The organism is Pseudomonas sp. LAMO17WK12:I1 (assembly GCF_900177315.1).
In the GTDB taxonomy this organism is placed as follows: domain Bacteria; phylum Pseudomonadota; class Gammaproteobacteria; order Pseudomonadales; family Pseudomonadaceae; genus Aquipseudomonas; species Aquipseudomonas marginalis.
The window spans coordinates 128,063-140,805 of record NZ_FWZV01000011.1; the positions used below are offsets into that span (position 1 = coordinate 128,063).

Sequence of the window (12,743 nt, forward strand, 5' to 3'; positions counted from 1 at the left end):
TGCGATGAGCGAACAGACACGGCAATGGCAGGCCCTTGCAGAGCAACGCGGGCTGAGCTTGTCCAATTACCTGCTGGAGGTGCTGGAGAAGGCGCCCGACCAATTAAGCACGATCGCCCAGCCCCTGGGCCTGCTTGCCATCCCCCCGGAAAACCTCAGTGAACACTGGCGCTTCGACCTGCTGGCACTGCCCCAGGCGCTGATCCATAACGTGCTGCCGGTGGATAACCACGGCCAGCCGTGCCTGGTACTGGGAGACCCTTTCACCCTGGCCAGCCGGCACTGGCTGCAATCCTCGAAAACCTTGCGTCAACTGCCCCTGGCCATGAGCCTGCCCGGCGCGGTCAAGGCCCAGTTGAGCCTGGCCGAAGCCAGCCAACGGGTGATGCAACCTTTCGGTGAGGACGACGAGAATGCCCGCGTCGGCCAGGCCGCCCAGGAAATTTCCCTGAGCAGCATCGCCCGCGACGACAACCCGGTGGTGCGCCTGGTCAACTCCATGCTGTTCGATGCCCTGCAAAGCCGCGCCAGCGATGTCCATGTGGAAACCACCCCCCAGGGCCTGGTGATCAAGTACCGCATCGACGGCGTGTTGCAGCAGATGGGCCAGGCCAGCGGCATGGACATGGCCGAGCAGGCACTGTCGCGGATCAAGGTGTTGTCGGAGCTGGATATCGGCGAGCGGCGGGTGCCCCAGGACGGGCGTTTCAAGATGAAAATCCAGGGTCGCGAAGTGGACTTTCGCGTGTCGATCATGCCCAGCATCCACGGTGAAGATGCGGTGCTGCGGATTCTCGACAAGTCCCAGCGCGGCGAGTCCCTGAGCCTGGAAACCCTGGGGTTGAACGCCGAGACCATCGCGCGCATCCGTGTGTTGGCCGGCGAACCCTATGGCATGTTGCTGGTGACCGGCCCCACCGGCAGCGGCAAATCCACCACGCTGTATGCCGCCCTGTCGGAGACCAATACCGGCGAGAAAAAGATCATCACCATCGAAGACCCGGTGGAATACGAACTGCCCGGGGTCCTGCAAATCCCGGTGAACGACAAGAAGGGCCTGACCTTTGCCCGTGGCCTGCGCTCGATCCTGCGCCACGACCCGGACACCATCCTGGTGGGGGAAATACGCGACGGTGAAACGGCCGGCATTGCGGTGCAGGCAGCGTTGACCGGGCACCTGGTGCTGTCGTCGGTGCACGCCAACAGCGCGTTCAGTGTGCTGGAGCGCTTCACCTACATGGACGTGGACCCGGCCAGCTTTGTCGAAGCCCTTAACGGCGTGGTCGCCCAGCGCCTGGTGCGGCGCATCTGCCCGGACTGCGGCACGGATGCCGCCCCCGACCCCGAGATCACCCAGCTCGCCCAACTCGCCGAGGCTCAACTCCAACAGGGTCACTACCGCGTGGGCAAAGGCTGCGAGGCCTGCCGTCACACCGGCTATCGCGGCCGACTCGCCCTGGCCGAAGTGCTGACACTGACCGACAGCATCAAGGAGGGCCTGCTCAACCGCAGTTCGGCCTCCACCCTGCGCGAACTGGCCCGTGAAGCCGGCCACGTGTTTATCCGCGACATCGCCCTGGCCCACGCCGCCCAGGGCGACACCACGCTCAAGGAGATCCACCGTGTCATTTCCCTTTATTGAGCATGTGGTGTGGCTGCACAGCGACGGCGCCGAATGGGCTGCACGGCCGCGCTGGCGCGGTGCAGCAGTATGGCGTGCGCAACAGGCTGGCGAACCATTGGCCGCCTGTGCCGAACTGCTGGAACAGGCGCCGCGCGGCCGCATCGGGTTTCTGGACCGGACCACGGTGCTGCTGGGCTTCCCCCATGTGCACTACCTGATGCTGGCGTGGCAAACCGGCGTGTACAGCCAGGCCGACTGGCAAGGCTTGGCCGAAGTGACCTTCAACCAACAGGCAGGCATCGACCCCGGACAGTGGCAAGTGCAAGTCGCCAACAGCACCTTTGGAGATGAACGCCTGGCGGTCGCGACGCCACGGAATTTGCTGCAAGACCTGCGGGAGTTGTTCAAGCAACAGCACCTGCCGCTGGTGACATGCACGCCATTGTTGACGGCCGTGGCCCAACGGTATTGGCAGCAATTGCCTGACGATTGCGTGCTGGCGGTACCTGAGGCGCGAGGTCTCAGTTGCCTTTACCGGCAACGGGGTGTGGCTCAACAAGTCTGCGTGCTGCAAACCCCACCCGGCAGCCACTTGAGCGACAACCTGTTCACCGCCGACCTGCTGGCGCAACGGCACGCGGCGGCCACATGGGTCGTCGCCAATCACCCCACTGAACATTGGCTGGGGCCACTGCATCCCTGGCTGGGGGAGCCGTTGGCATGATCGCTCAGCTGAAATCACAACTCGCCGGTGCCTGGCGACAGCGGCAGGCGCCGGGCGTCGACTTCCTGCACCCTAACGCCGTCTATCGGCCGCTGGTGAGTGGGTTGTGGCTGGTCGCCGCCGGGCTTGTCTTCGTGACCTGGCAACACTGGCAGCGCATGGAGCATCAGCAACAACAGACCGACGCACTGGAGCAGCGCTTTATCGAATTGACGCGCCGCCAGGAGCAATTGATCCAGGCCGCCATTCGCTTGTCACCCCAGCAGAAACAACAACTGGCCGCCTTTTCCCGACAGCAGGACACGCCCTTCGCGCTGATGGACGCCGTGGCCCGGGCCTGGTCCGCGGAAGTCGCGCTGACGCGCGTGGAGGTCGACACCCAGGCCCGGCTGATTCACTTGGAGCTGGAAGCCAAGATGCTGAGGGATGCCTTTCGCTTTGTCGAACGGCTCAAGGCCCAGCCAGGGGTGCACGTGAACCTGCAACAAAGCACACGCAAGGCCAATGACCCGCAACACCCGGTGCAGGTCAAACTTGCGGTTGGTGCAGGGTAGTCGCCCATGGACGCACTGACCCGCCACCTCCCGCGCGTGCGCTGGCACTTGATGCAATGGCAACAGCGCCTGGGCTTTTGGGGGCTGCTGGCATTAGGGCTGATGGCGGCAACGTTGCTGATCGAAGTCACAGTGATTCATCCGGCAGGCATTGCCGACAGCCTGCGGCGCCAGGAACTGGAGGCCGGTATCGCCGAGCAGCCCCAGGATGTGCAGGTGACCGAACCGGCCGTGGTCGAACGCCTGCCCAGTGCACAGGACTTCGCCCCACGCCTGGAAAAGCTGCTGGACGTCCTCACCCGGCGCGGCTTTATCATCGAACAGACCACCCTGGCCTACTCCGCGCCCGGCGACACCGGGCTGCAACGGCTGGACGTGGACATTCCCCTCGTCGGCCCCTACGCCTTGCTGCGCGATGCCCTGGTCGACGTCGCCAATGAGCCGGCCGTGCGCATCGAACGCCTGGCCCTGGAGCGCAAGGAAATCACCAGCGGCATGTTGAACATCAGCCTCAAGGTGAGTGTGCTGGGGGTGGTGGAATGACGCTGCCGCTGTATCTGCGCGTGCTGTTGCTGCTGACCTTGATCGGCTGCGGCTGGCTGTTCTGGCAGGACACTGCGGACACTCCCACGCCCTCGCCGGTGCCAGTGATCGCCCGCCCTGTACAGGTGCCCTCGGCACCGGTCGCAGCACCTGCGCCGGCGGTGGCCGAAGCCATCGACCTGTTCCCCGCCCAGACCTGGACACCTGCACCGCCGCCCATACCGGTCGACACCTCAGCGCCCAAGCCACCGCCCCTGCCCTTCACCGTGAGCGCGCAATGGCGCTACGAGAACCAGGCGAAAATCGTCGTGCTCAGCGGCAATGGCAGCCAGTACACCCTGTGCAACCGTTGCTCGGTACCCGGGCGCATCGTGCCCGGCAAGATGCTCGACGCGCACTACCGGCTGGACAAACTCACCGACACCGCCGTGGTGCTGACCTACATGCCCCTCAAGCATGTCAGCACCTTGCGGCTGGACACTCACTGACCGGCGCAGGACACGATCATGGCCATACGCACGTGGATACCCTTGAGCCTGGCCGTGGCCCTGCTCAGCGCCTGCCAGACCCACCGGGCGATCAAGGAGAGCGACGAGTTGCGCCAGAAGGGCGACATCATCCGTTCGGTCGAAGTGCTGCAAGCCGAAGCCAGACAGGCCCCCGACGATGTGCAACTGCGCACCGCCAACTTCAGCAAGCTGGAATTGCTGGTGGCCCAATACAGCCGCGAAGCCAGCACCGCGCTGATGCGTGGCGACGATGCCGCTGCCATCCGCGCCCTGGAAACCATCCTCAAATACGACCCCAGCAACCTCGGCGCGCGCCAGGAAATCCAGAGCATCCAGGCGATGAAACAACTGCGCCCGCAACTGGCCCAGGCCTACGAAATGAAGCGTTCCAACCCGGTGGAAGCCCTCAACCTGGTGCGCCGGATCATCGCGCAAAAGCCCAACTACCGAGAGGCCCTGGACTTTCGCAATGCCCTGACCCGTGAACTGGTGAGCGCCGATTACCTCAGCGCCGACCTCTCCGAGGCCATGCGCAAACCCCTGAGCCTGGAGTTCAGCGCCCAAAGCCTGACCACGATTTTCGAGACCATTGCGCGCCTGTCGGGGGTCAACTTCGTCATCGACAAGGACGTCAATCCCAGTGCCTCGGCGAGCATGACCGCGAGCCGAACCACCGCCGAAGACGCGCTGAACCTGCTGCTGACCACCCAGGGGCTGGACAAGAAGGTCCTCAACGCCAACACCATCCTGGTTTACCCCCGCCGCCCGGACAAGGAACGGGAATACCGCGAGTTGGCCGTGCGCACCTTCTACCTCAGCCATGGCGACCCCAAGGTCATCGCCGCCGAGATCAAACAGGTGCTCAAGCCCAAGGAGGTGCTGGTGGACGAACGCCTGAACGCGGTGATCGTGCGCGATGGACTGGACACCCTGAGCGCGGTGGAAAAACTGGTGGAAGCCATTGATATCGCACAATCGGAAGTGACCATCGACATCCAGGTGCTGGAGGTCAGCCTGACCGACGAGTTGAACCTGGGCATCCAGTACCCGGAGAGCATCGGCCTGTCCGTGGGCAACCTGGCCAACGTGCCTGCCGGGCTGGCAGGCATCCCGCTCAGCGCATTGCGCGGGATCAATGGCGACAACATCCTGCTCGACGCGGGCAGTACCTCGGCGCGCATCAATATGCTGCAACGCAGCGGCAACACCGTGACCCTGGCCAACCCCAGGGTGCGGGTGCGCAACCGCGAAGAAGCCCAGGTAAACATCGGCGACAAGATCCCCGTGGTGACCACCACCACCGCCAACCAGATCACCACCTCGTCGGTGGCCTACCAGGACGTCGGGCTGCAGATCACGGTCAAGCCGAATATCAGCCTGAGCGATGAGGTGAACCTGGAGCTGAACGTGGAAATGAGCCATATCACCAAGCGTATTCCCGGCTCGGAAAACGTACCGGCCACCTTCGAACTCGGCTCACGGGCCACCAAGACCCTGCTGACCGCGCGCAACAATGAAACCCAGATCGTCTCGGGGCTGATCCGCACGGCGGACGTCGACGAGGGCTCGGGTTTGCCGTGGTTGAGCCAGATCCCGTGGATCGGCAAAAAGCTGTTCGGCACCAACCAGAATACCCAGCAGAAGACTGAGATCATTCTGCTGCTGACCCCGAGGATCGAACGCAACCTGGACCTGCCGATTGCCCAGATCAGTACCTTCCACAGCGGCACCGAGGCGCGCAGTTCGACCCAGGGCATGATCCTGCGCGACACCACCGACAAAATGATCCTCAAGCCGATTGGCGGCGACCCCACGCCGGCGCTGCCACCGCCGATGCAACAGCCGGATGCCACCTGGCAACCCCTGCCGCCACCGCTGCCGGATCTGGTGCCCAAGCCTGCGCCCGAACCTGCGCCCCAATGAAGATCCAATGTGGGAGGGGGCTTGCCCCCGATTGCAATGTGTCAGTCTCAGTATCTTTAACTGAAGCACCGCTATCGGGGGCAAGCCCCCTCCCACATTTGTTTTGCAGTGTTGGTGGGTTAGCGCACGACGCCTTCTTCTATGAGCAACTTGAGGATTGCCTGGGCACCTTCCTCGGCGCTCACACCCTTGAGCACCTGCCCACCGCCGCCACTGGCCTTGGCGGTGGCGGCTTTCATGCGGTCGGCGCCGCTCTTGGCCTTGATCACCTTGAGGCGCTTGGGCCGGGGCTTGGCCGGTTGCAACAGCGCGCTGGCGAATAACTCATCGTCTTCAACCTCGACCTCATGGGCCGCCAGCTCACCGCGCTGTGCCGGGCCGTAGGCACTCTGCCGAGGCTTGGGCGCGGCGTTGTCCACCGTCGCCAGGAATGGCAGGCGCACCTTCAAGCGCCTGCGCTGCCCACGGGGCAAGGCTTGCAGCACATGGGCCACACCGCCGTCGATGGACTCCACCTCGGCCAGCCCGACAATCAGCGGCCAGCCCAATTGCTCGGCCAACAGGAACGGCAACATGCCCGAGCCTTCACCGGTTTCGGCCTGGCTGCCGGCAAGCACCACCTGGGCACCGGCGTGGCGCAGGTACTCGCCGAGCACCGGCAACGCATCGCTGCCCTCCGGTTGTTCCAGCACGTGCAACTGTGGCAGGCCCATGCCCAGGTAGCTGCGCAGGGTCGGTTCGGCGATGTTGCCGGCGTGCAGCACCTGCAACTTATCCCCAGCCATCTGCAGACCCAGTTCGACGGCGCGCGCATCCTGTTCGGCGCGGCGTGGCCGGCCGGAGGTGGGGTGGGCGCCGATGGACACCAGGCTGATTACATTCGTGGTCATGGTCATGTCCTCAAGCCGCATCGCGCTTGGCGCCGTTGCGGTAGGCCTCGACCGCAGCGATCAAGGCTTGCAGAATCGCGGCGCTTTCGCCGATCACCGACAGGTCGGCACGCTTGATCATGTCGCAGCCCGGGTCGAGGTTGATCGCCACCACCTTGTCGCAGGCGCCAATGCCTTGCAGGTGCTGGATCGCCCCGGAAATCCCCACGGCCACATACACCCGCGCCGTCACCCAGGTACCGCTGGCGCCGACCTGGCGATCACGGGCCATGAATCCATCGTCCACCGCCACCCGCGAGGCGCCTTCGGTGGCCCCCAATGCCGCGGCGGTCTGGTGGAACAGCGCCCAGTCCTTCACGCCGTTGCCGCCGGAGAAAATAAACTCGGCCTCGGCCATGGGAATCGCCGCCGGGTCCACCGCCACCGCACCGAGATCCTCGATACGCGGCAGGCTGCGCGCCAGGCTTGTGGATAACTCCACGGGCAGCACCTCATGGCGTGTGTCGCTGACCGGATCGGCGCATTCGGCGGCGGCCAGAATCAGGCGTGGCAGCGGCCGCGCCAAGTCTTCCCGGCCCGCACCGGCGCGGCCGATGCACTCATCGCCCTTGATCTGCCAGACGCGAGTGGCCGGGCGTTCCTTGAGGCTGGCGGCAAAGCGCCGACCCAACTCGCCGCCACCACTGCGGCTGTCGGGCAGCAACCAGTGGCGCGGGTTGAACTGGTTATCCACAGCGCGCAAACCCTGCACGCGTTGCTCCGGTGAATAACCGTCGAATTCGCGGCCGTCGAGCACCAGCAGGCGATCGACACCGGCCGTGGCAAACGCGCTTTCCTTGTGTTCGCCAAACACCACCACCAGCACCGCGCCGTCGTTGCCGGCGAGTTGCCGCGCCAGGCCGAGCAGGTCGCGGTCGTGGCTGCTCAAGCGGCCACCGACCATGTCCGGCACTACGTTGATGTAGAACGCAGGCGCAGGCACCTGATGCAGCGGCAACTGCACTTCAATCGCCGCCGTACGCTTGGCCGCACCGCCCTGCTGGGCACCGCTGCGGTCGATGCGCTTGATGCCGTTGGGGCCGATAAAACCGACACCATGCACGTTCTTGCGGATGACGCCGTTAGGCCCCATCCAACTGTGTTGCAGCGGCTGCATCGCCGCATGCAGCGGGTGCAGGCGGTTGCGGGCGATCCATTCGGCCCGTGGGTCGCGGCGGATAATGTCGCTCATCAGTGCACCTCCGCAGGTTCACGCTTGTTGGGAGCTTTGGCCGGTGCGACGTCTTCCAGCAATGCATCGGCCACCAGCTCGGCGATGTCCTTGATCAACGGGCGCGGTTCAACCACACCTTCGAGCATCGCGGTGCATTGCGGGCAACCGACCGCTACCAGTTCGGCGCCGGTCTCGCGGATGTCTTCCATGCGCATATCGGGGATACGTTGCTTGCCGGGGATGTCGGTAATCGGCGCGCCGCCACCGCCGCCGCAGCAGCGTGAGCGGAAACCCGAACGTTGCATCTCCTTGACCTCGATGCCCAAGGCACGCAGCACTTGGCGCGGCGCCTCGTACTCACCGTTGTAGCGGCCCAGGTAGCACGGGTCGTGGTAGGTCACGCTGTTGCCTTTGTGCTGGCCCAGGTTCAGCGCGCCTTCGCCGATCAGCTCGGCCATGAAGGTGCTGTGGTGCTGCACAAGATAGTTGCCGTTGAAGGCGCCGTATTCGTTTTTCAGCACATGGAAGCTGTGGGGATCGCAGGTGACGATGCGCTTGAAGCTGTACTTGGCCAGCGTCTGGATATTGCGCGAGGCCAGCAGCTGGAACGTTGCTTCATCGCCCAGGCGCCGTGCGACGTCACCGCTGTCGCGCTCTTCCAGGCCCAGTACGGCGAAGTCGACCTTGGCCGCCTTGAGCACTTTGACGAACGCCCGCAGGGTGCGCTGGTTGCGCATGTCGAAGGCACCGTCGCCGACCCAGAACACCACGTCGGCACTGCCTTTTTCGCTGAGCAGTGGCAGGTTCAGATCCGCCGCCCAGTTCAGGCGACCGCCCGGCGCAAAGCCGCCGGGGTTGTCAGTGGCGATCAGGTTTTCCAGGACTTCGGCGCCCTTGTTCGGGGTCGCGCCTTTTTCCAGGGTGAGGTAGCGGCGCATGTCGACGATGGCGTCGACGTGCTCGATCATCATCGGGCACTCTTCCACGCAGGCGCGGCAGGTGGTGCACGACCACAGGGTCTCGGCGTCCACCAGGCCGTTGACGATCGGCTGGTGCGGGTTGCCGCTGTGCTCGCCAATCGGTTTACCTGGATAAGGGCTGCCGGCGAACTTGGCATCGGTGCCGCCGGCCAGGCCGACCACCATGTCCTGGATCAGCTTTTTCGGGTTCAGCGGCTGGCCGGCGGCGAAGGCCGGGCACGCCGCTTCGCACTTGCCGCACTGCACGCAGGCGTCGAAACCGAGCAGTTGGTTCCAGGTGAAATCCTTGGGTTTTTCCACGCCCAGGGGCGCGCTCTTGTCGCTCAGGTCCAGGGGTTTCAAACCAGTGGAACGACCACCGCCAAAGCGTTCGGCGCGACGGTGCCAGGCCAGGTGCAGGGCACCGGCGAAGGCGTGTTTCATCGGGCCGCCCCAGGTCATGCCGAAGAACATCTCGGACACGCCCCACAGCACACCCACACTCAGCAGCGCGGCCAGCAGCCAGCCACCGAAGTCGGCGGGCAGGATCCCCGCCACCGGCAGCGTCACCAGGAAGAAACTCACCGAGAACGCCATCAGGCTTTTCGGCAGGCGCATCCACGGGCCCTTGGACAGGCGCGACGGTGGATTGCGCCGCCGCAGGTAAACGAAGGTGGCGCCGACAAACATCAACACTGACGCCAGCAGCAAGGCGTAGCCGAGGATACGGTTATGCAGGCCGAAGCCGTGCACCAGGATTGCCAGCAGCGCCGACAGCACAAAGCCCAGGGCCGTGGCGACGTGGGTGTTGGCGATGTATTTGTCGCGGGCGACCACGTGGTGCAGGTCGACCATGTAGCGCTTGGGCATGGCCAGCAGGCCGCCCAGCAGGTCGACCTTGGAGGCTCGGCCGCGGCGCCACATGTTCACACGGCGCAGGGCGCCGAGGACGGCAAGGCCCAGGGCGGTAAATAAGAGAATAGGCAGCAAGGTGTTCAACATGGTGAAGCTCCCACAGACCGCACAGGTCTACTGTGAAACTGGCCCGAATGTGGGAGGGGGCTTGCTCCCGATGGCGGACTGTCAGTTGGTACAGTTGTCGCTGAACCACCGCTATCGGGGGCAAGCCCCCTCCCACATTTGACCGCGTTCACCTCATCAAAAGTCTTTGCACAGGCGCAGGGCGTCGTAGATGGCAGCGTGGGTATTGCGCTGCGCCACACAGTCACCGATGCGGAACAGCAAGTACCCCTCGCCCGTCTCGCTCAGGCACGGCTGCGGCTTGATCGCGAACAGGGCTTCGACGTCGATCTGGCCCTTGTTGCGCGAACCTTCCTTGAGCCCGTAGTAAATGGCTTCGTCCGGACGCACGCCGTTTTCCACCACCACCTGGTCCACTACCCGCTCCTCTTTGGCGCCGGTGTATTCGTTCTCCAGCACCGCCACCAGCTTGTCGCCCTCGCGGTAGACCTTTTCCAGCATCATGTCGCCGGTCATGATCACTTCCTTGGGGTACATGCTGCGGTAGTAGGTCGGGAACGACGTACCGCCGATGGCTACGCCCGGCTTGATGTCATCGGTGACGATTTCCACCTGGCAGCCTTTGTCGGCCAGGAAGTCCGCCACCGACATGCCGGTGAATTCGCAAATGGTGTCGTACACCAACACGTTCTTGCCCGGTGCGACCTTGCCGTCGAGCACGTCCCAGCTGCTCACCACCAGGCCTTCGGCGGCACCCCAGTGTTCGTTCTGTTCGATAAACGGATGCCCGCCGACCGCCAGCACCACCACGTCCGGACGCAGGTCCAGGATGGTCTCGGCATCGGCGGCCACGCCCAGGCGCAGGTCGACTTTCAAACGCGCCAGCTCCAGCTGGAACCAGCGGGTGATACCGGCGATCTGGTCGCGTTGCGGCGCCTTGGAGGCGGTGGTGATTTGCCCGCCGATAAATTCTTTCTTCTCGAACAGGGTCACGTCGTGGCCACGTTCGGCGGCCACCCGCGCGGCTTCCATCCCGGCAGGGCCGGCACCGACCACCACCACCTTGCGTTTCGGCCCGGTGGACTTCTCGATGATATGCGGCACGCCCATGTACTCACGGGACGTCGCGGCGTTCTGGATGCACAGCACATCCAGGCCCTGGTACTGGCGGTCGATGCAATAGTTGGCGCCGACGCACTGTTTGATCTGGTCGATCTGGCCCATCTTGATCTTGGCGATCAGGTGCGGGTCGGCGATGTGCGCACGGGTCATGCCGACCATGTCCACATAGCCGCCTTCGAGGATGCGCGTGGCCTGGTTCGGGTCCTTGATGTTCTGTGCGTGCAGCACCGGAACCTTGACCACTTCCTTGATACCGGCCGCCAGGTGCAGGAACGGCTCCGGCGGATAGCTCATGTTGGGGATCACGTTGGCCAGGGTGTTGTGGGTGTCGCAACCCGAGCCCACCACGCCGATGAAATCGAGCATGCCGGTGTCGTCGTAATACTTGGCGATCTGCTTCATGTCCTCGTGGGACAGGCCGTCCGGATGGAACTCGTCACCGCACAGGCGCATGCCCACGCAGAAGTCGTCACCGACTTCGGCACGCACGGCCTTCAACACTTCGAGGCCGAACTTCATGCGGCCTTCGAAGGTGCCGCCCCACTCGTCGGTACGCTTGTTGACCCGTGGGCTCCAGAACTGGTCGATCATGTGCTGGTGCACGGCGGACAGTTCCACACCGTCCAGGCCACCGGCCTTGGCACGCCGCGCGGCCTGGGCGTAGTTGCCGATCACGCGCCAGATTTCTTCCGGCTCGATGGTCTTGCAGGTGGCACGGTGCACCGGCTCGCGCACGCCGGACGGCGACATCAGGGTCGGCCAGTTAAAGCCATCCCAACGGGAGCGACGGCCCATGTGGGTAATCTGGATCATGATCTTGGCGCCATGCTTGTGCATGGCATCCGCCAGGTTCTGGAAGTGCGGGATGATGCGGTCGGTGGACAGGTTCACCGAGCTCCACCATTCCTGGGGGCTGTCGATGGCGACCACCGAGGAACCGCCGCAGATCGCCAGGCCGATACCGCCCTTGGCTTTCTCTTCGTAGTACTTCACATAGCGGTCGGTGGTCATGCCGCCGTCGGTGGCATACACCTCGGCGTGGGCGGTACTGAGCACGCGGTTGCGGATGGTCAGTTTGCCGATCTGGATCGGCTGGAACATTGCTTCGAAAGCCATGGCACGGTCCTCGGCTTACAACGGCTTGACGGTGAACAAGCCGTCATCGTGGCCCTCTTCGGAGCCTCCGTAGACTTGTTCGGCCACGGTGCGGATCTGGCTGCCACGGGCTTGCAGAATCTGGTCCATGGCGCCGGCAAACCAGCCGGTGAACATGTAGTCGACCTTGCGCCCGACCTTGCCGTACACATAGACGAAGGCCGAGTGTTCGAGCTTGACGCTGGCGGTGCCTTTATCCAGGTCGATGTCCTGGATCTTGAACAGGCCCCAGCCGCGTTGCGACAGGCGCTTCATGTAGTGCTCGAACACCGCGACGCCTTCCAGGCCATGGCATTCAGCTTCTTTCTCGCACCAGTGCCAGGCGGATTTGTAGCCGGCCTTGTAGAGGATCTCGGCGTAGGCCTCGGCGCCCAGCACTTCTTCGATGCCCATGTGGTTGTTGACGAAGAAATGACGCGGCACGTACAGCATCGGCAGGGCGTCGGACGTCCAGACACCGGTTTCGCTGTCGACTTCAATAGGCAATTGCGGGGCGATCTTGGCCATGGAAACTTAACTCCAGAAAAATTCGTTGTGATGTTGCCC

The 12,743-nt window shown here is 64.1% G+C and carries 11 protein-coding genes; 6 read left to right on the forward strand and 5 right to left on the reverse strand.

Annotated elements, in window-relative coordinates; translation table 11 throughout:
• The first annotated feature begins 4 nt into the window (after positions 1 to 4).
• From B9N88_RS21305 to B9N88_RS21330, 6 genes are read left to right on the forward strand one after another with little or no spacing between them, the layout of a single operon-like run.
• Positions 5 to 1,642, forward strand: a complete 1,638-nt coding sequence (locus B9N88_RS21305; protein ID WP_027605992.1) for a GspE/PulE family protein — start codon at positions 5 to 7, stop codon at positions 1,640 to 1,642.
• Positions 1,623 to 2,348, forward strand: coding sequence for a hypothetical protein (locus B9N88_RS21310; RefSeq protein WP_027605993.1), 726 nt, complete (start codon positions 1,623 to 1,625; stop codon positions 2,346 to 2,348). The genes B9N88_RS21305 and B9N88_RS21310 overlap by 20 nt, the downstream gene beginning before the upstream one ends.
• A complete protein-coding gene (locus tag B9N88_RS21315) occupies positions 2,345 to 2,902 on the forward strand; it encodes a hypothetical protein (protein WP_051429359.1) in 558 nt (185 codons plus the stop codon). The genes B9N88_RS21310 and B9N88_RS21315 overlap by 4 nt, the downstream gene beginning before the upstream one ends.
• 6 nt (positions 2,903 to 2,908) lie before the next feature.
• Positions 2,909 to 3,445 carry a hypothetical protein gene (locus tag B9N88_RS21320; RefSeq protein ID WP_027605995.1) on the forward strand — a complete coding sequence of 179 codons (537 nt, stop codon included), beginning with the start codon at positions 2,909 to 2,911 and terminating at the stop codon, positions 3,443 to 3,445.
• Entirely contained in the window at positions 3,442 to 3,933 is a 492-nt protein-coding gene (locus tag B9N88_RS21325) for a hypothetical protein (RefSeq protein WP_027605996.1), read from the forward strand. The genes B9N88_RS21320 and B9N88_RS21325 overlap by 4 nt, the downstream gene beginning before the upstream one ends.
• An 18-nt stretch (positions 3,934 to 3,951) precedes the next feature.
• Entirely contained in the window at positions 3,952 to 5,877 is a 1,926-nt protein-coding gene (locus B9N88_RS21330; RefSeq protein WP_027605997.1) for a secretin N-terminal domain-containing protein, read from the forward strand.
• Between the two features lie 119 nt (positions 5,878 to 5,996).
• Here the strand turns inward: B9N88_RS21330 and B9N88_RS21335 are convergent, their stop codons facing one another.
• The 5 genes from B9N88_RS21335 to B9N88_RS21355 all read right to left on the reverse strand — a co-directional run bounded on the left by B9N88_RS21335 (position 5,997) and on the right by B9N88_RS21355 (position 12,704).
• Positions 5,997 to 6,767, reverse strand: coding sequence for an electron transfer flavoprotein subunit beta (locus B9N88_RS21335; protein ID WP_027605998.1), 771 nt, complete (start codon positions 6,765 to 6,767; stop codon positions 5,997 to 5,999).
• A 10-nt stretch (positions 6,768 to 6,777) separates the two neighbouring features.
• Entirely contained in the window at positions 6,778 to 7,998 is a 1,221-nt protein-coding gene (locus tag B9N88_RS21340; protein ID WP_027605999.1) for an electron transfer flavoprotein subunit alpha, read from the reverse strand.
• Positions 7,998 to 9,941 carry a dimethylglycine demethylation protein DgcB gene (gene dgcB, locus B9N88_RS21345; RefSeq protein WP_027606000.1) on the reverse strand — a complete coding sequence of 648 codons (1,944 nt, stop codon included), beginning with the start codon at positions 9,939 to 9,941 and terminating at the stop codon, positions 7,998 to 8,000. The genes B9N88_RS21340 and dgcB overlap by 1 nt, the downstream gene beginning before the upstream one ends.
• A gap of 156 nt (positions 9,942 to 10,097) precedes the next feature.
• A complete protein-coding gene (gene dgcA / locus B9N88_RS21350) occupies positions 10,098 to 12,158 on the reverse strand; it encodes a dimethylglycine demethylation protein DgcA (RefSeq protein WP_027606001.1) in 2,061 nt (686 codons plus the stop codon).
• A 15-nt stretch (positions 12,159 to 12,173) separates the two neighbouring features.
• The gene (locus tag B9N88_RS21355; protein WP_027606002.1) at positions 12,174 to 12,704 is read right to left on the reverse strand and encodes a DUF5943 domain-containing protein; all 531 of its coding nucleotides are present in this window, start codon (positions 12,702 to 12,704) and stop codon (positions 12,174 to 12,176) included.
• Positions 12,705 to 12,743 lie beyond the last annotated feature (39 nt).